General features: G+C 42.1%; 17 protein-coding genes, 1 rRNA gene and 1 pseudogene. 13 read left to right on the forward strand and 6 right to left on the reverse strand.

Going from position 1 to position 22,475, the window contains the following annotated elements:
• The first annotated feature begins 85 nt into the window (after window positions 1-85).
• Window positions 86-201 (forward strand): 5S ribosomal RNA (rrf, locus tag JQC92_RS15225).
• A 276-nt stretch (window positions 202-477) separates the two neighbouring features.
• Window positions 478-732, forward strand: a complete 255-nt coding sequence (gene tnpA, locus JQC92_RS23225; protein ID WP_420851324.1) for an IS66 family insertion sequence element accessory protein TnpA — start codon at window positions 478-480, stop codon at window positions 730-732.
• Here tnpA and JQC92_RS15230 read toward each other — a convergent pair.
• From JQC92_RS15230 to ampD, 4 genes are all read right to left on the reverse strand, one after another.
• Complete coding sequence (locus JQC92_RS15230; protein WP_205000441.1) at window positions 637-951, reverse strand: hypothetical protein; 315 nt, start codon at window positions 949-951, stop codon at window positions 637-639. The genes tnpA and JQC92_RS15230 overlap by 96 nt on opposite strands.
• Before the next feature lie 152 nt (window positions 952-1,103).
• Window positions 1,104-2,009, reverse strand: a complete 906-nt coding sequence (gene nadC / locus JQC92_RS15235; protein WP_205000442.1) for a carboxylating nicotinate-nucleotide diphosphorylase — start codon at window positions 2,007-2,009, stop codon at window positions 1,104-1,106.
• Between the two features lie 166 nt (window positions 2,010-2,175).
• The gene (ampE, locus tag JQC92_RS15240) at window positions 2,176-3,027 is read right to left on the reverse strand and encodes a beta-lactamase regulator AmpE (protein WP_205000443.1); all 852 of its coding nucleotides are present in this window, start codon (window positions 3,025-3,027) and stop codon (window positions 2,176-2,178) included.
• Between the two features lie 35 nt (window positions 3,028-3,062).
• The gene (gene ampD / locus JQC92_RS15245; protein WP_205000444.1) at window positions 3,063-3,608 is read right to left on the reverse strand and encodes a 1,6-anhydro-N-acetylmuramyl-L-alanine amidase AmpD; all 546 of its coding nucleotides are present in this window, start codon (window positions 3,606-3,608) and stop codon (window positions 3,063-3,065) included.
• 242 nt (window positions 3,609-3,850) lie between these two features.
• Here ampD and pdhR point away from each other — a divergent pair, with 242 nt between their 5' ends.
• The 5 genes from pdhR (at window position 3,851) to JQC92_RS15270 (ending at window position 12,880) form a co-directional block, all read left to right on the forward strand.
• Window positions 3,851-4,603, forward strand: a complete 753-nt coding sequence (gene pdhR, locus JQC92_RS15250) for a pyruvate dehydrogenase complex transcriptional repressor PdhR (protein ID WP_205000445.1) — start codon at window positions 3,851-3,853, stop codon at window positions 4,601-4,603.
• 56 nt (window positions 4,604-4,659) lie between these two features.
• The gene (gene aceE, locus JQC92_RS15255) at window positions 4,660-7,326 is read left to right on the forward strand and encodes a pyruvate dehydrogenase (acetyl-transferring), homodimeric type (RefSeq protein ID WP_205000446.1); all 2,667 of its coding nucleotides are present in this window, start codon (window positions 4,660-4,662) and stop codon (window positions 7,324-7,326) included.
• A gap of 12 nt (window positions 7,327-7,338) precedes the next feature.
• The gene (gene aceF / locus JQC92_RS15260; protein WP_205000447.1) at window positions 7,339-9,285 is read left to right on the forward strand and encodes a pyruvate dehydrogenase complex dihydrolipoyllysine-residue acetyltransferase; all 1,947 of its coding nucleotides are present in this window, start codon (window positions 7,339-7,341) and stop codon (window positions 9,283-9,285) included.
• A gap of 244 nt (window positions 9,286-9,529) precedes the next feature.
• Window positions 9,530-10,957, forward strand: a complete 1,428-nt coding sequence (lpdA, locus tag JQC92_RS15265) for a dihydrolipoyl dehydrogenase (protein WP_205000448.1) — start codon at window positions 9,530-9,532, stop codon at window positions 10,955-10,957.
• An 873-nt stretch (window positions 10,958-11,830) separates the two neighbouring features.
• A complete protein-coding gene (locus JQC92_RS15270) occupies window positions 11,831-12,880 on the forward strand; it encodes a TIR domain-containing protein (RefSeq protein WP_205000449.1) in 1,050 nt (349 codons plus the stop codon).
• 71 nt (window positions 12,881-12,951) lie between these two features.
• On the opposite strand, the gene glnA is transcribed toward JQC92_RS15270, so the two are convergent.
• The gene (gene glnA / locus JQC92_RS15275) at window positions 12,952-14,361 is read right to left on the reverse strand and encodes a glutamate--ammonia ligase (protein ID WP_205000450.1); all 1,410 of its coding nucleotides are present in this window, start codon (window positions 14,359-14,361) and stop codon (window positions 12,952-12,954) included.
• 360 nt (window positions 14,362-14,721) lie between these two features.
• Between glnA and JQC92_RS15280 the strand changes: the two genes are divergently transcribed.
• The 4 genes from JQC92_RS15280 to JQC92_RS15295 all read left to right on the forward strand — a co-directional run bounded on the left by JQC92_RS15280 (window position 14,722) and on the right by JQC92_RS15295 (window position 20,695).
• Complete coding sequence (locus JQC92_RS15280) at window positions 14,722-15,690, forward strand: hypothetical protein (RefSeq protein WP_205000451.1); 969 nt, start codon at window positions 14,722-14,724, stop codon at window positions 15,688-15,690.
• Between the two features lie 185 nt (window positions 15,691-15,875).
• On the forward strand, window positions 15,876-17,690 hold the full coding sequence (gene typA, locus JQC92_RS15285; protein ID WP_205000452.1) for a translational GTPase TypA: 1,815 nt from the start codon (window positions 15,876-15,878) through the stop codon (window positions 17,688-17,690).
• 174 nt (window positions 17,691-17,864) lie between these two features.
• A complete protein-coding gene (locus tag JQC92_RS15290) occupies window positions 17,865-19,229 on the forward strand; it encodes a hypothetical protein (protein WP_205000453.1) in 1,365 nt (454 codons plus the stop codon).
• A gap of 191 nt (window positions 19,230-19,420) precedes the next feature.
• Window positions 19,421-20,695 (forward strand): hypothetical protein, encoded by a 1,275-nt coding sequence (locus JQC92_RS15295; RefSeq protein ID WP_205000454.1) that lies wholly within the window; start codon window positions 19,421-19,423, stop codon window positions 20,693-20,695.
• Window positions 20,696-20,780: 85 nt separating this feature from the next.
• Here JQC92_RS15295 and fre read toward each other — a convergent pair whose 3' ends face one another.
• Entirely contained in the window at window positions 20,781-21,491 is a 711-nt protein-coding gene (gene fre, locus JQC92_RS15300) for an NAD(P)H-flavin reductase (protein ID WP_205000455.1), read from the reverse strand.
• Between the two features lie 254 nt (window positions 21,492-21,745).
• Between fre and JQC92_RS15305 the strand changes: the two genes are divergently transcribed.
• Window positions 21,746-22,006 (forward strand): phage integrase N-terminal SAM-like domain-containing protein, encoded by a 261-nt coding sequence (locus JQC92_RS15305; RefSeq protein WP_204999959.1) that lies wholly within the window; start codon window positions 21,746-21,748, stop codon window positions 22,004-22,006.
• A pseudogene (locus JQC92_RS15310) lies at window positions 21,978-22,346 on the forward strand (transposase); the annotation flags it as partial. The gene JQC92_RS15305 and the pseudogene JQC92_RS15310, both read left to right, overlap by 29 nt.
• Between the last annotated feature and the right edge of the window lie 129 nt (window positions 22,347-22,475).

Raw genomic sequence — 22,475 nt, forward strand, 5'->3', positions numbered from 1 at the left:
AAGTAGAACTTGAGATACTCTTGAACAAGAGATGAGCTTTCCGAATTATTAATTTACTGCGACAGCGGTAAAGAGCAGAATTTTGTCTGGTGACAATAGAGCTGTGGAACCACCTGAATCCATTCCGAACTCAGTAGTGAAACGCAGCATCGCCGATGGTAGTGTGGGGTCTCCCCATGTGAGAGTAGGTCATCGCCAGACGCCAAATAAGCAAAAAGCCCTAGCTATTTAGCTAGGGTTTTTTGCTTTGGGGCAGTGGCCTACGCTCACATGCAGCCCGTAGCTGCTGCGCAGTGTGGGCCCCTCAGTTCGCAGCACAGCTGCTCTCGCTACGCCAATGCAAAAAGCGTTGCTTTTAAATGCACATTGGCTTCGCCCCCATGTGATAATTTATGTAAGCGTGCGGTAAACCGCATATTCTCAGAGTAAAAGCATCCCCTTAAAATCTTTACCACTTTTCAATCATTGAGATGTGGCATGACAAATCGAAGAACACCAGAGCAATGGCAAGCGCTGATAAAGCAGCAAAGCGAAAGTGAGTTAACCGTCACAGCTTTTTGCCGTAAACACAAATTGGCCATCAGTTGTTTTTATGTACTTCGCCACACGTTTACGTTTTTGTTGTTTATTTCGCCATCAGTAACCGATTGCGTAGTGAGGCTCAATTCCCAATGGATCATTTTTAGGAACCCAGATGTCTTTTTCAATCCAAAAATAGATAGTTTGATTTGAAGTATTGAATATTGGCATACAGGTATCACCCTTGCCAGTAAAATTGAGTGCTTTGCAATTGGTTTGACCCGACGGGAAAATATGAGGCTTAGGATCTTGAGCATAATTGCTTGCATTTGAGCGGGTAAAATTTTGAACGACTGGTGCTGCTAAAGTCACTCCTGAAAATATTAGATATAGAGATAGTGGAAGGTTTACGGCTAGACTACGTAAGCACATAACAACGCCTTCTTAACGATTGCTTGAGCTTTTATATATAAAGCAGGTAATGGCTTGTGCAAAATAAATGAAAGATATAACCAGAGCGTACTGATATAGTCGCTGGTAAATGTTCAGTAGACTCAAGTTTTTATGAGTCTACTGTTTTTCATTTACTTTTGAATTCTTAATGAAAGATCTAATGCTTTAACGTGTTTGGTGAGAGCACCAACAGAGATAAAGTCGATACCTGTTTTGGCAAAGTCGGCGATGGTTTCTAAGGTCACATTTCCTGATACTTCTAGTTTAGTTTCGCCGCCTTTGGCTTTGTATTCGTTATTTAGGTTTACTGCGTCGAGCATCATATTGATGTCGAAGTTATCGAGCATGACGATATCGGCTTGAGTCTCAAGAGCTTGGGTTAACTCAGCAATAGATTCAACTTCGACTTCCACTTTTTTATCAGCATGCATCTCACGAGCAGTGTCTACCGCTTGTTTGATACTGCCGCACGCCATGATGTGATTTTCTTTAATTAAGAAAGCATCGAACAAGCCAATACGATGATTATGACCACCGCCACATGTTACCGCATATTTTTGAGCTAAACGTAGGCCTGGAAGTGTTTTACGAGTATCAAGCAGTTTAGTTTGAGTATCACCAATTCTATCGACATAAATTTTGGTTAAACTTGCTACGCCAGATAGAGTTTGGATAAAGTTCATCGCTGTACGTTCACCAGTTAGAATGTCTCTTGCTGGGCCTGATAGTTCGCAAAGCATCTGATTTGGTAAAACTAAATCACCATCGTCTACTAACCAGTGTAAAGCAACTTCACCACCTAATTGATTGAACACCTGTTCTGCCCAAGCTTTGCCACAGAACACACCTTCTTCTCGGGTAATTAAAATAGCTTCTACTTGTTTGTCAGCTGGGATCAGTTGAGCCGTAATATCATTTTGCAGTAATTTTTCTGCACGTGATACATCTGGGGTGCCTTCTTGTGTGGCGGCGGGAGTAAGACCAAGGTCTTCGTTTAGAGCTGCGGTAACAGCGAGTCGAATATCATTTTCTAACATGAAGCACTTTCCTGATATGTATAGTACAGGTAGGTATAAATTTTGAGTCGAAGATTACCATAACTGCTTATTTCATAATAGCAGTGGGGTTCACTTATGACGGATATTTATGGTTGATGTATTTTGTTAAGAGACTCATTAAGTCTCTTAACTATTGAAATGGAGCTTACGCAACCCAGCCAAAAATAGTGAACAGTGAAAGTAAGGTCACTAAGAAAATGAAAGTGCGCTTGGTGAGTGTTAATAACGCCAGAGTAGATTGAATACAAATTGGAGCGTCTGATTTTTCTGGTAGCACTTCTGATGAAACGGCTGTCTCTGAAATAATGCGCTTTGCATTACTTGTTGGACGACTGACTATCGGGAGCCAAGTTGAAAACCCTTTGGAGAAGTGACCACTCATTAGATACCCAAATGAGAATATGCGGCTAGGCACCCAGTCCATTATGAATAATAGGGTAGAGGCTAGAGGAGTACTACGGTCTTGTTTAGCACTGAGGTCAAAGTAAAAGCGGATAGTGCTATAGAGCACGGCACCAATCGGTCCAAATGCAATGAGGTAAATCGCAATTGCACCATAGTTTCGATAATTGATCCAAGCGATGGACTCACCGACTTTATGCCCAAGGTCATCTTCCGATATTGCATCATTGCAAGTTTTACAATCCAGCTCATTACTTAGGTGATAACACGCTTGTACGTCACCTTTAAGTGCGGATTTAATAAAATGCTTAAAGGTTTGCCTTATTTTAGTGTGACTGAAACAAGCTGTAGCAACGAAAACCCAAACGACTAACGTTACCAGTCCCCATAGCATTCCTTCGACAAACCACAATAAACTGCCAACGAGTAATGAAGGCAAGACAACGGTAATGACAAGGAAGGTATTGGACGAAAGTGCACTCTGACCAACAAAAGTTTGATGGTATTTAGAAAGTAGTTGATTAATTTGCCAATCAGTTGGAAGGGCTTTTAATCGCTCTGCAAATATTGCAATTAATAATGAAAAAAGTGCCATCTCACTTCACCGTCGTCCTTTTTTATTGTTCGAATCTAGCTTAATGCACTGAGGTAATATTGCCAATCAAAATAAGGGCCTGGATCGGTTTTTCTTACTGGTGCAATATGGCAATGTCCTATAATACGCTCAGTTGTGATTGCTGGGTAAGCCTTTATTATTGCTTGTGTAAGTATTAAGAGGCTTTGATATTGCGTATCTTCATAATTACAGGTATCTGCGCCTTCAAGTTCAATTCCAATCGAAAAGTCATTACAACCAGAACGTCCTTCAAACTCAGACACACCCGCATGCCACGCACGTTCATCACAGTTGACGAACTGAGTAATTTCACCGTTTCTTCTAATAAGAAAGTGAGCTGAAACCTCTAATCCTTCTAACTCTTTAAAAGTTTGGTGTGCATCACAATCAAGGTTTCCTAAGAACAAGTCATCAATATAAGTATGACCAAACTCGCCAGCAGGTAAACTGATATTGTGGATGACCAGTAGCGAAACATCATTCGTAGGTCGTTGATTATAAAAAGGGGATGGTTTTTTTTGAGCCTTGTCTAACCAACCGTTTTCTATTGTAAGAGTCATTATAGACGCTTCAAAATCATCAAGTTAATAGCACTATAGCAATTCAAGATTACAGTTTCTAGCGTCATCAATGTTAATTGGTCTGACCCCTTTGCCAGAAAAATCGTCTATGCTCAGACATTCGAGTGAGCGAGATCACAGTCCGCAAAAGGCAACTTTGTGGACATTAACAAATCAATTTGATAAAGTGCCGCCACTCAAAAAAATTGGTAAGACCAATTTACAGGGAACCAAAAAGCTTTATGGCATATAGTAAAGTTAGCCAACCAAAAATTTCTGACGTGATTATGGAACAGTTGGAACGGATGATCCTTGAGGGCAGTTTACAGCCCGGTCAGAAGTTACCTCCAGAACGAGAACTTGCATCACAATTTGATGTGTCTCGTCCTTCCTTGCGTGAAGCGATTCAGAAACTAGAAGTAAAAGGGTTGCTAATGCGCCGCCAAGGAGGTGGCACCTATGTTAAACAACAGCTTTGGCAAAGCATGGCTGATCCCATTGTAGAGCTGATGCAAAATGACTCCGAAAGTCAGTACGACTTATTGGAGTTTCGTCATGCTACTGAAGGCATGATGGCCTATTTTGCAGCACTTCGTGGCACGGATGCAGATATGCAGACGATAAAACGCCGAATCATCGAAGTAGAACAAGCTGAAGCGATTGAAGATAAAGCGGGGGCAATTGTCCGTTTTTATCGCTCAATTGCTGAAGCGTCGCACAATGTGGCGATGCTGCATTTAGTATTAAGTTTAGAGCAGGTTCTCCATCAGAATGTGGCTCAAAACTTAGTGTTATTAAGTCGTCGCGAAGAGGCGGCAACAATGGCAAATAAACATCGACAAGCATTGTTGGCGGCCATTGTAGAACGAAATCCCCACGCAGCTCGTGAGGCTTCTAATGAGCATTTAAGCTACATTGAAGAAGTCATGTTATCGATGCGGGAAGAGGACAGTCGGTTGCAGCGAAGCTTGCGCCGTTTGAAGAGTAATGACTAAAGCATTCATTATGTCGTTGCTTGAAATTAAATCTGTATATAGAGAAGGACAGTGTCATGTCTGAAGATATGCTACAAGACGTAGATCCGTTAGAAACTCAAGAATGGCTTGATGCTATGCAAGCCGTATTGGAAGAAGAAGGCCCAGAGCGCGCTCATTATCTTTTAGAGAAGATGATTGATAAGGCACGTCGTAACGGTACTTATTTACCATACAAATCGACCACAGCTTACCTAAACACCATTCCTGTTGGCCAAGAGCCACACATGCCAGGTAATCAAGAAATTGAACGCCGTATTCGCGCGTTAGTGCGTTGGAATGCATTGGCAATGGTGCTTCGTGGTTCAATGAAAGACCTTGAGCTTGGTGGCCACATTTCAAGTTTCGCTTCAAGCGCAACCATTTATGATGTGTGCTTTAACCACTTTTTCCGTGCACCAAACGAGAAAGACGGCGGTGACTTGGTGTATTTCCAAGGTCACATTGCACCGGGCATATACTCGCGCTCATTCTTAGAAGGTCGTTTAACGGAAGATCAGCTAGCCAACTTCCGTCAAGAAGTGGATGGTAAAGGTCTATCTTCATACCCACACCCGAAATTAATGGGTGATTACTGGCAGTTTCCGACAGTATCTATGGGTCTTGGTCCTATCCAAGCGATTTATCAAGCACGTTTCCTTAAGTATCTAACAGACCGTGGCATCAAAGATTGCTCTGAGCAAACAGTATACTGCTTCTTAGGTGATGGTGAGTGTGATGAGCCAGAAGCATTAGGTGCGATTGGTCTTGCAGCACGTGAAGAGCTAGACAACTTAGTCTTCATCATCAACTGTAACTTACAGCGTCTTGATGGTCCGGTACGTGGTAACGGTAAAATCATCCAAGAGCTTGAAGGCACATTTGCTGGCGCTGGCTGGGAAGTGACGAAAGTGATTTGGGGTCGCTACTGGGATGCGTTATTAGCGCGTGATACCAGCGGTAAACTACTGCAGTTGATGGAAGAAACCGTAGACGGTGAATACCAAAATTGTAAAGCTAAAGGCGGCGCTTATACTCGTGAGCACTTCTTTGGTAAGTACCCTGAAACCGCAGAAATGGTTGCGAACATGTCTGACGAAGACATTTGGCGTCTAAACCGTGGTGGTCATGATCCAGTTAAAGTTTATGCAGCATTAGACAAAGCGAAGAAGACCAAAGGTCGCCCTACGGTGATTCTTGCTAAAACCGTTAAAGGTTATGGTCTAGGTGATGCGGGGGAAGGTAAAAACATCGCCCATAACGTGAAGAAAATGGCGATGGATTCAGTTCGTCACTTCCGTGACCGTTTTGATATTCCAGTACCGGATGACAAATTGGAAGAGATTCCATTTTATCACCCAGGTCCAGACTCTCCAGAAATCAAATACATGATGGAGCGTCGTGATGCACTGCACGGCAGCATGCCTCGTCGCCTTGAGAAGTTCTCTAAGAAGTTGGAAACGCCTGCGCTTTCAATCTTTGACAGCATTCTTAAAGGTTCGAACGGTCGTGAAATTTCTTCGACCATGGCATTTGTTCGTATTCTTACTGCATTGCTTAAAGATAAGAAGATTGGTAACAACATCGTACCAATCATTCCAGATGAAGCACGTACTTTTGGTATGGAAGGTCTGTTCCGTCAAGTGGGCATTTATGCACACGAAGGCCAAAAATACGTTCCTCAAGATAAAGACCAAGTGGCTTACTATCGTGAAGATAAATCAGGTCAGGTTCTTCAAGAAGGGATTAACGAACTAGGTGCTATGTCATCTTGGGTTTCTGCGGCAACAAGTTACTCAGTGAACGACACGCCAATGATCCCATTCTACATCTACTACTCAATGTTCGGTTTCCAACGTATTGGTGACTTAGCTTGGGCTGCGGGTGATATGAAGGCACGTGGCTTCTTAGTGGGTGGTACATCAGGTCGTACAACGCTGAATGGCGAAGGTCTACAGCACCAAGATGGTCACAGCCATGTAATGGCGAACACCATTCCTAACTGTATTACTTATGATCCAACGTATGGTTATGAAATTGCGGTTATCGTTCAAGATGGTGTTGAGCGCATGTACGGTGATAATCAAGAAGATGTGTTCTATTACCTAACGACCATGAACGAAAACTACGTTCAGCCAGAAATGCCAGCAGGTGCCGAAGAAGGCATTAAGAAAGGTATTTACAAGCTTGAAACTGTTGAAGGCAGCGGTAAAGGTAAAGTTCAGCTTATGGGTTGTGGTACGATTCTTGAGCAGGTACGTGCAGCAGCACAAGCACTTGCAAAAGACTTCGGTATCTCTGCAGACGTATTCTCAGTAACCAGCTTCAACGAGTTGACTCGTGACGGTCAAGCGGCTGAGCGTTGGAACATGTTGCACCCAACCGAGACAGCGAAGAAGCCATTTATCAGTAGCGTTATTTCGAGCGATAGCCCTGCGATTGCCGCAACCGATTACATGAAAGTGTACGGTGAGCAATTACGCGCTTACATGCCAACAGACTATAAAGTACTGGGTACAGATGGTTTTGGACGCAGTGATAGCCGTGACAACCTACGTCATCACTTTGAAGTTGATGCTAAGTTCATTGTGGTTGCTGCGCTTAAGAGCCTAGTTGACCGTAACGAGCTGCCTGTTGATGTGCTGACTAAAGCCATCAAAGAATATGGCATCGATGCGGACAAAGTGAACCCACAATACGCATAAGAGGGAAAACTAATGGCTGAATTAAAAGAAGTTTTAGTTCCCGATATTGGTGGGGACGAAGTACAAGTCATCGAATTGTGTGCAGCAGTTGGTGAAACACTGGCTGAAGACGCATCAATTGTGACAGTAGAAAGCGATAAAGCGACTATGGACATTCCAGTGCCATTCGCGGGTGTCTTAAAAGAACTTAAAGTTGCAGTGGGTGATACCGTATCTGAAGGTAAACTCATCGCGCTTATGCAGACTGCGACATCAGAGCAAGCTGGCGCAGCCGCTGCTCCAGCTCCAGCCGTTGAAACTGAAGCACCTAAGGCTAAAGCTGAGGCTGCACCTGTGGCAGCAGCTGCGGCTGCTGGTTCACAAGTTGTCGATATTAAAGTACCTGATATCGGTGGTGACACCGATGTTCCAGTTATCGAGATCTTAGTAAAAGTTGGCGACAGCATTGCAGAAGATGCAGGTCTGGTTACGCTAGAGACGGACAAAGCGACCATGGATGTACCAGCACCTCAAGCGGGTGTGGTTAAGTCTGTTGAGCTAAAAGAAGGTGACAAAGTGTCTGAAGGCACTTTGGTGATCACGCTTGAAGTGTCTGGTGGCGAAGCTGCAGCGCCTGCAGTTGAATCAGCACCTGTTGTTGAAACGGCTCCAGCTGCACCCGCAGTGGCGCAAGTTATCGACATTAACGTGCCAGATATCGGTGGTGACACTGATGTACCTGTAATCGAAATTCTAGTCAAAGCTGGCGACAGCATTGCAGAAGATGCCGGTCTGGTTACGCTTGAAACGGATAAAGCGACCATGGACGTGCCATCACCAAAAGCCGGTGTGGTTAAGTCTGTTGAGCTGAAAGAAGGCGACAAGGTCTCTGAAGGCACATTAGTGATTACGCTAGAAGTAGCAGGTGAAGTTCCTGCTGCTCCAGCTAAAGCGCCTGAAGCGCCAAAGGCAGCTCCTGCACCTGCGGCTAAGCCATCACAACCACCTGTACCGCATCACCCAAGTGCTAAAGCACCAGTGGCAAGCGGTAAAACTGTACACGCTTCACCCGCAGTACGTCGTTTAGCACGTGAGTTTGGTGTTGTTCTAACTCAAGTGACGGGCAGTGGTCGTAAAGGTCGTATCGTTAAAGAAGACGTGCAAGCTTATGTGAAGTACGAGTTGTCTCGTCCTAAAGCAACAGCAGCATCGTCAACGGGCGGCAACGCTGGCGGCTTGAATGTAATCGATGCACCGAAAGTAGACTTCAGCAAATTTGGTGAAGTTGAAGAAGTGCCATTAAGCCGTATTCAGAAGATTTCAGGCCCGAACTTGCACCGTAACTGGGTAACCATCCCACACGTAACGCAATTTGACGAAGCCGACATCACTGAGCTTGAAGCTTTTCGTAAGCAGCAAAATGAACTTGCGGCTAAGCAAAAGCTGGGCGTAAAGATCACGCCACTCGTATTTATGATGAAAGCGGCAGCGAAAGCATTGCGTCAGTTCCCGGTGTTTAACTCAAGCTTGAGTCCAGACGGAGAATCGCTGATCAAGAAGAAATACGTTCATATTGGTATTGCGGTAGATACGCCAAATGGCTTGGTTGTGCCAGTAATTCGTGATGTAGACAAGAAAGGCGTAATGGAGCTATCACAAGAGCTGACAGAGGTTTCTGTTAAAGCCCGTGATGGCAAACTGAAAGCGGCTGACATGCAAGGCAGTTGTTTCACCATCTCAAGCCTTGGTGGTATTGGTGGTACGGCATTTACGCCAATCGTGAATTACCCAGACGTGGCGATTCTTGGTGTATCTAAGTCAGAAATCAAACCTAAGTGGAATGGCAAAGAGTTTGAGCCTAAGCTTATGCTGCCACTGTCACTTTCTTACGATCACCGTGTGATTGATGGTGCCATGGCGGCGCGCTTCTCAGTCACGTTATCGAGCATTTTGTCCGATATTCGTAAGTTAGTACTGTAAGCTTTACAAAGAGACTGTGATTACAGTCTCTTTTTGTTTGTGCTGAGTCACAAACACACGTTAAAATTAGCGATAGATAACTGAATAATGATTTATGTTGTGCTTTATTAAGCTAAAACATAAACAAAGACATCTTTGCGGACATCTTCAGTTGGCTGGAGCAAGCGAATTTCCTACCATTCGCAAGTATTTACTGAGTAAATATTAACGCTCCCAACGGAATGAATGAAAATTAGAGGAAAACATGAGTAAAGAAATCAAAACTCAGGTCGTAGTATTAGGTGCAGGTCCTGCTGGTTATTCTGCTGCATTCCGTGCAGCCGACTTAGGTCTAGAAACTATCATCATCGAACGTTTCAGCACCCTTGGTGGTGTTTGTCTAAACGTAGGTTGTATCCCTTCAAAAGCACTTCTTCATGTTGTGAAAGTAATTGAAGAAGCAAAAGAAGTAAGCAACCACGGTGTTGTGTTTGGCGAGCCACAAATCGACTTAGATAAGCTTCGCAGCTACAAAGAGCAAGTGATCGGTCAATTGACTGGCGGTTTAGGCGGAATGTCTAAAATGCGTAAAGTGAACGTAGTTAACGGCTACGGTAAGTTCACAGGCCCTAACACGATTGAAGTTGAAGGCGAAGACGGTATTACCGTTGTTAACTTTGATAACGCTATCATTGCTGCGGGTTCTAAGCCAATCCAACTGCCATTCATTCCACATGAAGATCCACGTATCTGGGATTCAACTGACGCACTAGAGCTGAAAGAAGTTCCAGGTAAGTTGCTTGTTATGGGCGGCGGCATCATTGGCCTAGAAATGGGTACCGTGTACGAAGCATTAGGCAGTGAAATTGACGTTGTTGAAATGCTCGATCAAGTTATCCCAGCAGCCGATAAAGACGTTGCTCGCGTGTTCACTAAGCAAATCAAGAAGAAGTTTAACTTGATGATGCAAACTAAAGTGACAGCAGTTGAAGCGAAAGAAGACGGCATTTACGTATCAATGGAAGGCAAAAAAGCGCCTTCTGAGCCAGTACGTTATGATGCCGTACTTGTTGCAATTGGTCGTACACCAAACGGCAAACTTATTGATGCTGAAAAAGCAGGTGTTGCGATTGATGAACGTGGTTTCATCAATGTTGATAAGCAAATGCGTACTAACGTACCGCACATTCACGCTATCGGCGACATCGTTGGTCAACCAATGTTGGCGCACAAAGGTGTGCATGAAGGTCACGTAGCGGCTGAAGTGATTTCTGGTATGAAGCACTACTTCGACCCGAAAGTTATTCCTTCTATTGCTTACACGGCACCAGAAGTAGCATGGGTTGGTCTGACTGAGAAAGAAGCGAAAGAGCAAGGTGTTAACTTTGAGTCTGCGACTTTCCCATGGGCGGCAAGTGGTCGTGCAATCGCATCTGATTGTGCCGACGGCATGACGAAGCTTATCTTCGACAAAGACACTCACCGCGTGATTGGTGGTGCAATTGTTGGTGTTAACGGTGGTGAATTGCTAGGTGAAATCGGTCTTGCAATCGAAATGGGTTGTGATGCTGAAGATATCGCTCTGACTATCCACGCTCACCCAACATTGCATGAATCAGTGGGTTTAGCCGCTGAAATCTATGAAGGTTCTATTACTGATTTGCCTAACCCTAAGGCGAAGAAGAAAAAGTAATTTGTTGAATTACTTGTAAAGAATCGGAGCCCTAGCAGAGATGCTGGGGCTTTTTTGTTATTGATATTGGGCATATCAAACTTGCTCGTTTGTCATAACTCTTCCTATTTCGTCATTCTCACGAAAGTGGGAATCCAGTGACTTTTTCTTTTTATATTAATGAGAAGTGAAACTTCTGCGAAGTTTATAAAGTCGTGGTGTTGCACACCACACCGCCCAAAGAGGAGTTCTCCAGCAAACTCCCCTTTGGAAACCCCAATGCCGCCCCGACGAAGCTGAGCGTTTCAAATAGAATTGAATAAATGCCTAACGGCTCTGATGGTACATCCTGTACCTCAGATCCTAGCCCGACGTCCATGCCGGGCTTACGTCATTTTCCATTCAATCCTATTTTCCACAGCTTCAATGGGGAACCATCAGCCCTTAAACGGTATTTGTTTTTTCTATGCCGTCATTACTCTTTTTATTCTATTCAGATACAACCAATAACCTTGCAGGCTACAACGTTTCCCCATGACAAAGTTGCAATTCCTCGTTGGTGAAAAATAACGTAAGCGCAGCATGGATGCGGCGCTAGATTCGGAGGTACATGGATGTACCATCCGAAGCGTTAGATATTTTTCATCATAAGAGGAATTGTGTTTAACTTTGTGGGGCGGCATGGGGAGATGGAAGAGGGGAGTTTGCTGGTGAACTCCCTTCTTCCTCGGGTGTGGGCAGAAAGCCCACGACTTTGATTTTGGCTTTGTAAAAAACATTCTAAACTGATCGTCAAAACATCTTTGACAGCCAAATTAGATATTGTTTTAGGTATGATGTATTGTTTCACAAAAATGGACTTAGGGTTAGATGACAATAAGCCATTAAAGCTACTTGAATTTTGTTGTTTTTATCAAGGGAATATGTATGAAAGTATTTTTGAGTTGGTCTGGTGAGCTTAGTCATAAAGTAGCACTTACTTTAAGGGATTGGCTTCCCTCGGTTATTCAGTCAATTGAACCATATGTTTCATCAGAAGATATAGATAAAGGTGCTCGTTGGAGTACAGATATAGCTTCTGAACTTGCAAACTCAAGCTATGGTATTTTGTGTGTTACAAAAGAGAACTTGCATGCACCTTGGTTAACTTTTGAAGCTGGTGCCCTATCAAAAACTATGGATAAGTCATTCGTAAGCCCATTTCTTTTTGATATTAAGCGTGCTGAAGTGGATGGGCCAATTCTTCAATTTCAATCTACTGTTTTTGAGAAAGATGACGTTAAAAAACTGCTATTATCACTTAATAAAGCTGATAGTGGTGAACAGCTTGCAGCTGAGAGACTAGAAAAGGCTTTCGATGTTTGGTATCCAGATTTAGAAAATAAATTAAGGCAGTTGGTAAATCAACATTCTGAACACGAAAGTACTAATGAGCAGGATCAAGAGATACAATCAAGCAAGATTTTAGAAGAAATATTAGATTTATCACGTGATAACCAAAAACTGTTGAGAAGCCCAAACCCAAATATTCAAGAAGCCATTTACCATCTTAAAGATACGGTCGGAAAAGTGGTAATGCATTATGAAAATGAAGCCTTTCCAAATATTCGTAAAAGAAAGAGCTTTCATCCTTCAGTACTAGAGGAGCTTTTTCATTTATCTCCGATATTTCATAAAAACTTAACTGGTTTTCAGGTTGCTTTAAGTTTATTCAAAGATGAATTTCCATGGATATATGATTCAGGAGTTGAGTTAGTAAAAATTCTAAAAAGTGGCTCTAGCCAAGAAGAAAAGCGACAAACTGTGGAAGAGTTTCAGGAGCTGATAGAAATTTCCTTTGAACACCCTCTAATGCGTGAAATGTACTCGACAGACAAACAAATGCATATTATGGCTAGAGAATTAAGTCATATTTTAAGAAGAAACCTTGAACAATATCTATGATGTTCAAAATAAAAAGCCCCAGCAATCGCTAGGGCTTCAAAACTAAATCAAACTAAATTTGCAATCAAAAATTACAAGCTGTAGTACAATTCAAACTCAACTGGATGAGTGGTACGGCTTACTTTCTCAGCTTCAAGCGTCTTCAAATCAATATAAGACTGAATGTAATCATCGCTAAATACACCGCCAGCGGTTAAGAAGTCATGGTCATTTTGTAATGACTCAAGTGCATCTTCTAAAGACGTTGCCACTTGTGGAATACCTGCTGCGACTTCAGCTGGTAGGTCATACAAATCTTGATCCATGGCATCACCAGGGTGGATCTTGTTTTGAATACCGTCAAGACCTGCCATTAATAATGCAGAATACGCTAAGTAAGGGTTTGCCATTGGGTCTGGGAAGCGAGTCTCAATACGACGACCTTTCGGGCTAGGTACCACTGGAATACGAATCGACGCACTGCGGTTACGGGCAGAATATGCCAGCATAACTGGTGCTTCAAAATGTGGAACCAAACGCTTGTATGAGTTGGTGCTTGGGTTGGTGAACGCATTCAATGCTTTAGCGTGCTTGATGATGCCGCCAATGTAATACAGTGCGATGTCACTTAACCCTGCATACTTATCACCCGCAAACAAGTTTACGCCGTCTTTTGATAATGACTGGTGAACGTGCATGCCGCTACCGTTATCACCAACAACAGGCTTAGGCATAAAGGTTGCTGTTTTACCAAAAGCGTGTGCGGTATTGTGAACCACATACTTAAGAATTTGGGTTTCATCCGCTTTAGTCGTTAGCGTATTAAAGCGAGTTGCGATCTCGTTTTGACCACAGGTTGCCACTTCATGGTGATGCGCTTCAACCACTAAGCCCATTTCTTCCATGATTAAGCACATGGCGCTACGAAGATCTTGTGACGAATCCACTGGCGCAACTGGGAAGTAACCCCCTTTCACAAATGGGCGGTGACCTGTGTTACCTTCTTCGTACTCTTTACCTGAGTTCCAAGCGGCTTCTTTATCATCAATTTTGAAAAAGTTACCTGACATGTCGTTACCAAAACGCACATCGTCAAATAAGAAAAATTCTGGCTCAGGGCCAATTAATACCGTATCTGCAATGCCCGTAGAACGAAGATAGTCTTCAGAACGTTTTGCGATTGAGCGTGGATCACGGTCGTAACCTTGCATGGTGCTTGGCTCAAGGATGTCACAACGAATAAGCGCTGTGGTGTCTTCTGTGAAAGGATCCAAAACGAAAGTTGATGGGTCAGGCATTAATACCATGTCAGATTCGTTAATGCCTTTCCAACCTGCGATAGATGAACCATCGAACATTTTTCCGTCTTCGAAGAAGTCTTCGTCAACTTGGTGTGCTGGAATTGATACGTGCTGTTCTTTACCTTTGGTGTCGGTAAAGCGAAGGTCAACAAATTTTACGTCAAGTTCTTCTAACTGTTCTAGAACTGATTCAACAGACATTCTTACTCTCTCCAGTAGGGTTTGGATGGTTCATTTTAAATATTATGTAGCGACTTATTAGTTAGTAGCAAGTAGCAGTAACTCTTCGGTTACTGCGTTGAATTATAGCACGCTTACATTAGATATATTTTTTATAGCTAGACCTATGCCATATATACAATTGCTTGATAATTATAAAAAACACACCTTTGTGCACCAAATTAAACAATGTTTTTGCACCAGTGTGATTGTTGTGTTGCACCATTGTGGTGCGTTTTGAGCTTTTGGTAATAACTCATAAGTTTATTGAACAATTGTTAACGAGCCGTGTTTGGATAAAAGAGGTAAAATAATGAGCAATAAATGAAGTACGGTGCAGTTATGAGTAGCAACACTGCTTATTATAGTTTTAGAGTCGATTACCATGTTCAGGCCTGCGTTTTATCAACTAAGCTCAGTGATCAATTTAAATCATCAAGTCGATTAGATGAGTTACAAGTTTATCTCGGGCAAAATGCCTGGAAAGTCGAAGAAAGAATAGAGGAAGATCACCCACATAGGCCGATAAAAGCGGGGTTTCATACCGCTGAAGCTCAGAGTACAAAGATGACAGAGTCAAGGCTAGGTAGTTCTACAGATGTATACACTGAAACTCAGCAATTACATCAACAAAATTCAAGTTCTGCTAAACCAGTTTCTGCGGTGAAATTAGATGAGCAGCTCATTTTCTCAGATGCTCAGATCCATAAGATCGCTTCATTGCTCGTAACACATGGTTTGGATATTCAAGCAACCTCTATTCGTCGTGCTATAACTCGTTTAAAAAGTAAAAACTATGAAGTAAGAAAGAAAAGTATATTTGAATTATATGCTCTAATTAAGGCCTCAAGAGCCACTACTTCGGCTGTAAGAGAAGGAGACGTAAAGGAAAACAGAAAGCGCATAATAGCCAAAAGGAGTAAAGCGCTAGTCAGACGAAGTATGCGCATTAAAGCCATGCAAGCGGCTCGTGAAAAGGCTAAAAAAAGTCAAATCAAGAGAGTAAGAATCGATGAACCCCCCACGATTATTGACACGCCAATTATCCCGTCCGCTGAGATGGAAGCTTTTAAAGCAAAGATGCGTGAGTACTCTGAAAGACCTCCGATATTAACGCCTGAACAACGCACAGCAAAAGAAAAGCTATTAAGTGAAAAGAAAGAGCAAATATCAGCTAAATTTGAGCACGAAGGAGTGTTAACTGTTGATCCGGAGGTGCATTACGCTGAGGTCACAACATTGTACTTTGAAAAGGAGTTGCTCAAAGTAGAGTTAGGCTATATCGATGCATCCGAAAATGATAATTCATAAAAAATAAACACTTTCCATAAAAAGCGATGAATAAATACAACTGAACAAAAAATAATCCTATCGCTAAATCTTAAGCTAGAGTAGAATAGCACGCTTTTTGGGATGCCCTGTCTAAATGACATGGTGTCTGCTTTAGAAATTTCCCGTGAAATAACACGGATATTTGATGGTATGAGGCTTATTCAGTGCTAGATAAATTACGAAACATCGCCATTATTGCTCACGTTGACCATGGTAAAACGACTTTGGTTGACAAATTGCTGGCGCAGTCAGGAACACTAGAAACACGCGGTGAAGCGACTGAAAGGGTGATGGACTCGAACGATCTCGAAAAAGAACGTGGGATCACAATTCTGGCGAAAAATACTGCCATCAAGTGGAATGACTACCGTATTAACATCGTAGACACTCCAGGACACGCTGACTTCGGTGGTGAAGTAGAACGTGTTCTTTCTATGGTTGATTCAGTATTGCTTCTTGTTGATGCGGTTGATGGCCCTATGCCACAAACTCGCTTTGTAACTAAGAAAGCATTCGCTCAAGGTCTAAAACCAATTGTTGTTATCAACAAAGTTGACCGTCCAGGTGCTCGTCCTGATTGGGTAATGGATCAAGTATTTGACTTATTTGATAACTTAGGTGCAACTGACGAACAGTTAGACTTCCCTGTGGTATACGCTTCGGCATTGAATGGATTTGCAACATTAGATCCAGATGTACAAAGCGAAGATATGACGCCACTGTTTGAAGCCATCGTTGAAAAAGTACCTACACCAGATGCGAATGCTGAAGGTGACTTCCAAATGCAGATCTCGCAGCTTGATTACAACTCGTACGTGGGTGTTATCGGTGTTGGTCGTATTAAGCGTGGTAGCGTTAAAGTTAACCAGCAAGTGACAGTGGTTAATGCTGAAGGCAAAACTCGTAACGGTAAAGTGGGTCAGGTTCTGGGTTATATGGGTCTTGACCGTCACGAAGTGACTGAAGCGAATGCCGGTGACATCGTTGCGATTACCGGTCTTGGTGAGCTGAAGATTTCAGATACCATTTGTCCACAAGGTGCACCAGATGCATTGCCTGAGTTATCAGTTGATGAGCCAACGCTAACGATGACGTTCCAAGTGAACACATCACCGTTTGCAGGTAAAGAAGGTAAGTATGTTACTTCACGTAATATTCTTGAGCGTCTAGAACAAGAATTAGTACACAACGTAGCATTACGCGTTGAAGAAACAGACAGCCCAGATCGTTTCCGTGTTTCAGGTCGTGGTGAACTTCATCTTTCAATCTTGATTGAAAACATGCGTCGTGAAGGCTATGAGTTAGCTGTATCTCGTCCAGAAGTTATCGTTAAAGAAATTGACGGTGAAATGTGTGAGCCATACGAAAACGTGACAGTTGATGTTGAAGAAGATCATCAAGGTGCGGTTATTGAGCGCCTAGGTGCTCGTAAAGGTGATATGCGCGACATGCAGCCAGATGGCAAAGGTCGTGTACGTATTGACTTTATGATCCCAAGCCGTGGCTTAATTGGCTTCCAAACTGAGTTCTTAACTGCGACTTCAGGAACAGGTCTTATCTATCACACGTTTGATCACTATGGTCCAGCGTTAGGTGGTGACATCGGTCAACGCCAAAACGGTGTATTGATCTCAAATGGTACGGGTAAAGCGTTAACGTTCGCACTCTTCGGTCTTCAGGATCGTGGTCGCCTGTTCCTTGGACACGGTGTTGAAGTGTATGAAGGTCAAGTCATTGGTATTCATGCTCGTTCAAACGACTTAACGGTTAACTGCTTGAAAGGTAAGCAGCTGACGAACATGCGTGCATCAGGTACTGATGAAGCACAGGTTCTGACTCCACCAATCGTATTGACTCTAGAGCGTGCGCTTGAATTTATCGATGATGATGAGCTAGTGGAAGTAACCCCTGAGAGCATCCGTGTTCGTAAGAAGAATCTTACAGAAAACGATCGTAAGCGTGCTGCTCGCAGCATGTAATCTGAACGATAATAGTTTTCAGCCTTTTCAAAGCCTGCTTTCGCGGGCTTTTTTGTATTTTTAAGTTGCCAATTTACGGCCAATAATAAGTAAGTAAATTAAAATTCATATTATACAAATACCGGATTAATCAGGATTGTCTTATACTTAATGTTGAAGTCTTGAGGGTGAATTATGACCGGGGCAACCAACGATACACAAATACAGCATCGCTATAACGTCGATTTTCGAAGCGGATGTGTAGAGAATCTTAATGCTAAAAAGCTGGTGGATGAACTCGGCTCAAGTGAAGGTTGGAAAAATGTTACCTTTGTATTCAACAAGCAAGGTCGAGAAGTAGAAAAAAAATACCAAGTTAAGGTCGTAAAAACCAACGAAGGCACTGCAAGTTTTATGCTGAGAGAACAAAGTTGGGTAGAAAGAACGTTTTCCTTCAGAGGAAAATATCGGAAGCCTCTAGATGCCATATTACCTGTTTATAATCTGGAGCAAAAACAGCTTTTAAGTTCTTTCGCATACACAGGCAAAACGGTATCATCGAGCGAAGTAGCTAATTCCTCAGTCACTATGCCAGTCAGTGAGCTTGCTGCTCATCCACATGGTTATGCTGCAATTGGTCAGCCTAGACAACACCCTCAAAATCCTTTTCGCTGCAAAACATCATTTAAAGTACCAGACCAAGAAGTATCGTTTGAAGTAAAGACGTTGAAAAATACGTTAGTTGCTGAAGCAGATTTGAAAATAGAAGATAAAAGTGTAAGAGGTAAATGTCACACCATTAAAGCAACGTCATCGGTTGCATCATTGCCACAAGCTATCACGGGCGAAAACCCTATCATTGTGCTTGATGTAGACGAAACCTTGGTCAGAGCCATTAAACATCACGATGGTCAACAAAGATTTGAAGCTTTAGAGCCAATTACGGCTGAAGTATTAGCTCAAATAAAACAGGAGCATCCAACGGCAAAATTTGTATTGCTATCTCAAGGTACTAAGTCTAATTATAAGTGTCGACAAGCTGAATTACCAGAATTACAGTGTAAGGTGATGGATGACCCAATGAATGGAGGTAACTTTAGTGGGAACAAGGGTAAAAGGTTGAATGACTATTTAAATAGATTGGAGAAAGGCTCCTTTGATCAAGTGGTGTTTATGGATGACTCAGTGAGAGAGCATCAACTAATTGCCAGTAAATGTTCGAAACACCCAATGACACAACTGCTGCAATTACACGGTCCACTTGATCGAATGACAAGGTATATAGAAAAAGAATCGGGGAAAAGGTCTGGCTCCGGAATAGAAGATAAAATGCAAGACATCATATTGGAGAATGAAGAAGACTTTTTACTAGAATATAACCTTCATCATAAACTGATGACACAAAAAGCACAAAAAGCACAAAAAGCACAAAAAGCACGAGAAGTGCGAAGACAGTTTTTGCAGATACATAAACAAGAGCTAAGGGGAAAACCAGCGAATACAGAACGTTGGAAATCAGCTGAGAGTTTTTGTCAGTTTTTAAGTAATTGGATGAAGTAAATGGGACAAGTACCGCCTGAATATTTCTAATTTAGACTTTTTGATGATTTAATAAACGCGAAGGCATCACCGTAGAAGTGGGCTTCATCAACGCTTTATCCTCTGAACAAGTCATTCATTACTAATAATTAACTTTTATAAGATGCTATTCTCCATTAAGATCTGCTTAATAAATCTCCAGTTATCCGTTTATGGCATATCAAGCAATAACTCCCACACCATTTCAAATAGAGGTTGATTGGCACTCAAGTTCCAGAGAAATTCAAGATGTTAATTATCCCGATGAACGAGATATTTTTGTTGAAATATCAGGAGAGTGGCAGCCATTAAAAGTCAGATTCAACCAAGTTGATGGCACTCAAACAGAGAAAATGTTCCAGATTAGACAAGTTGAGGCTGAGCAATTAAAAGGTTTTCTTCTACGAGAAAATAGCCAGTTAAAAAGGCATCTCCTTGCTTGTCTGTATTTTTCACATGAACTTTATGAGTTGAGAGAATGGTTACCAGTAAAAAGCGACGAGAATAAGCTTGAGACATACAAATTCGACATGAATACTGACAAATTAGTGAAACATCCGAATTCAGGGCTAAACATTGGAGAAGGTGGTCAAAAACAAGTATGGATGTATTTTGATCAGCAGGTATCGGAAGATGGAAAAATTACTGTTTGTCATCAGTCAAATTCGGTTTGGGCTGCAGTTAATATTCGTGTTCGAAATGCAGAAGATACAAAAACATGCGGACTTACTGCCACAGATTCATTAAGGCAAATTTCAGCATCTATATCAGGTAAAAAACCATTAATCATCTTAGATGTGGATAGCACTTTAACTCTAGAATGTTTAGATGAGAATGGAGAGCGGGTTAAAGGGGGGAAGTATAGGCAGTCTGAACATGATGCAGCACAAATAATATCGGGACTTATTACTGAACATCCTAAAGCAATGATTATTATTGTGACGGATGGTCGTTGCACGTTGAAAAAATTAGGCGAAGCTGGTTATCGAAATACAGGTTTAATTTCAACAAATATTGAAATTCTAGAAGCTAAAGACAGTGATCAAAAAGGTTTGAAAGGTCATAGAGTTTTGGAGCACCTGAAAAAGAAACATTTACTCTACCGACCAGATAATAGAGTAGAATTTGAGACAACGTTCGATCAAATTGTGGTTGTTGATGACGCTTTTTATAGTCATCAAAGCATTGCTGATGCTTTTGCTTTTGATAAACGCACTCACCTACTTTATATGGGAACCATTGAGTCGGATATCGAATTTGAACTCGCGATGGAACAAGGCTGTAGTAATCCAATTAAAACTCGTAATGAGTTACTTAATACTAGAGAAGATTTATTGCTTTGGTCTAATCTACGGCAACAAATGGAAGCGTGTAAAATTAAAGCAAACTTTCGTCACACAAGAGAGTTGCACGTAAAATTTGCAAGGCTTATAGAGCAAAGAGGGTAGTCGCTTATTTCAAGATTCAGAAATAGCGGGCTGTGAATAACATCAATTAATTAGTGTAATTGGTATAACAACCCGCAAAACGTTATTATTTGATAAACGCAAACGCATCACCAAATAGGTGATCTTCATTAACTTCTAGTTCTCTGAACATATCACGTGCTGCACCCGCCATGTCAAAACGACCGGCCACATAAATATCAAATTCAGATACATTCGTATGATCAGCTTTGATTTGCTCAAGTAAATTAGCCGTTTTACCTTTCCAGTTTTCGTCTGCTTGTTCAACGACAGGGATAAAGGTTAGCCAGTCGTATTCTAGATTCCATTTATCAGCAATGTCTTTGTAATACATGGCATGAGCTGTACGACAGCCCCAGTAAAAAGCTGTGGGTGCGGTTTCGCCTTTTTCAATAAGGTTTTCAATAATACTCTTAATGTAAGAAAAGCCTGTGCCGCCTGCAGCAAGTAGCTTAGGCCGGTTGCTGTTCACTCTTAAAAATGCTTCACCAGCAGGTGCTTCAATGGTGATTGTGCTGTTATTAGCTAACGCTTGCTTCATGTTTTCTACAACCTGCATTGGGTAGCTTTCAGCAACCGCTGCGCCGATATGCAGTTCGAGTTCAGAAGCGTGAGGAGCAGAAGCAATGGAAAACGGACGTTTGTCTTTTTCGCCCATAACAACAGATAGATATTGACCAGCTTTAAACTCAAATTGAGCTTCAGGCACTAAAATTACCTGATAAACAGAGTCATTAAATGGAGTAATACTTTTTACGTGACAAGAAAGGGTATTCATCTCGCTTCTGTGTTTCCTTGATTTATCATTATTAGTTAAGGTGGGCGCATTGTCAGCGCTTTGCTTATTTATAGGTTTTTTAAGTACCTGACGATAACATTTAACGAACTTATCCTCAGGCACTTATTGTACTAGTTGAACCAAGCCGCTTTGCGGCAGAAGCTGCTGATAAACAACAATTAATCATATCAATCAACGCTATCATTCATACTTCTTTGGCAGCAATATCGCTGTCAACGTTTAGGAGTATGGCTATGAGCCCTTACGAACAACAACGTTTTGATTTTCTTTATGAACAACATCTTACCAACTTAACATTACAAGGCAAGCGCCCTGCGACCATTGATGGTTACAGTCGTGCGGTTCGGCGTATCGTCACCCATTTTGACCGCTGCCCTGATAACCTGACTCAGCAAGAGCTTAAGCAGTATTTTAATGCGCTTATCAAATCGCACTCTTGGAGCACAGTTAAAATTGACCGTAATTCGATATTTGTATCGTGGTGTATTACCTGACAGAGACATCATTAATGCGACCGATACTGAAGTTAGCTTTCGCTATACCGACAGTGAAACTCAGCAAAAGAAAATCAAAACCTTGCCTGTACTGACATTCTTATGGCAAATACTGCAACACGTTATCCCTAAAGGCTTTCGGCGAGTGCGAGATTACGGCTTATTGCATGGAGGAGCCAGAAAGAAACTGAAGAAGATACAACTGTGTTTGATGATGGCGGGCAAACTGGACTTCAGCATCATTGAACCTATCGTGCGTAAAAAAGCCCAGTGCTTATGTCGGCAGTGTCAACAACCGATGCAGTTTATGGGTATCGTTCGCTCAAGCGCCTTTGGCTGACACTCCTCGCACATTTGATAATAAGGATAATGGCAATAATTTAACGTAGAGGGTAATAAAAACAGAAAAAGACAAGTTAATGCAACAGAGTATTAGTGGTAATAAGCATCATAGAGCGCCACTAAGGCT

The sequence above is a fragment of the Parashewanella hymeniacidonis genome, assembly GCF_016900895.1.
Classification (GTDB): Bacteria; Pseudomonadota; Gammaproteobacteria; order Enterobacterales; family Shewanellaceae; genus Parashewanella; species Parashewanella hymeniacidonis.

Bases quoted from the DNA above. Each gene is read 5' to 3' on its own strand.
- JQC92_RS15290 (WP_205000453.1), top strand. From the start codon at position 17,865: ATGACCGGGGCAACCAACGATACACAAATACAGCATCGCTATAACGTC.
- ampE (WP_205000443.1), bottom strand. From the start codon at position 3,027: ATGGCACTTTTTTCATTATTAATTGCAATATTTGCAGAGCGATTAAAA.
- glnA (WP_205000450.1), bottom strand. From the start codon at position 14,361: ATGTCTGTTGAATCAGTTCTAGAACAGTTAGAAGAACTTGACGTAAAA.
- JQC92_RS15230 (WP_205000441.1), bottom strand. From the start codon at position 951: ATGTGCTTACGTAGTCTAGCCGTAAACCTTCCACTATCTCTATATCTA.
- aceF (WP_205000447.1), top strand. From the start codon at position 7,339: ATGGCTGAATTAAAAGAAGTTTTAGTTCCCGATATTGGTGGGGACGAA.
- JQC92_RS15280 (WP_205000451.1), top strand. From the start codon at position 14,722: ATGAGTAGCAACACTGCTTATTATAGTTTTAGAGTCGATTACCATGTT.
- aceE (WP_205000446.1), top strand. From the start codon at position 4,660: ATGTCTGAAGATATGCTACAAGACGTAGATCCGTTAGAAACTCAAGAA.
- tnpA (WP_420851324.1), top strand. From the start codon at position 478: ATGACAAATCGAAGAACACCAGAGCAATGGCAAGCGCTGATAAAGCAG.
- pdhR (WP_205000445.1), top strand. From the start codon at position 3,851: ATGGCATATAGTAAAGTTAGCCAACCAAAAATTTCTGACGTGATTATG.
- fre (WP_205000455.1), bottom strand. From the start codon at position 21,491: ATGAATACCCTTTCTTGTCACGTAAAAAGTATTACTCCATTTAATGAC.
- JQC92_RS15305 (WP_204999959.1), top strand. From the start codon at position 21,746: ATGAGCCCTTACGAACAACAACGTTTTGATTTTCTTTATGAACAACAT.
- JQC92_RS15295 (WP_205000454.1), top strand. From the start codon at position 19,421: ATGGCATATCAAGCAATAACTCCCACACCATTTCAAATAGAGGTTGAT.
- ampD (WP_205000444.1), bottom strand. From the start codon at position 3,608: ATGACTCTTACAATAGAAAACGGTTGGTTAGACAAGGCTCAAAAAAAA.
- lpdA (WP_205000448.1), top strand. From the start codon at position 9,530: ATGAGTAAAGAAATCAAAACTCAGGTCGTAGTATTAGGTGCAGGTCCT.
- nadC (WP_205000442.1), bottom strand. From the start codon at position 2,009: ATGTTAGAAAATGATATTCGACTCGCTGTTACCGCAGCTCTAAACGAA.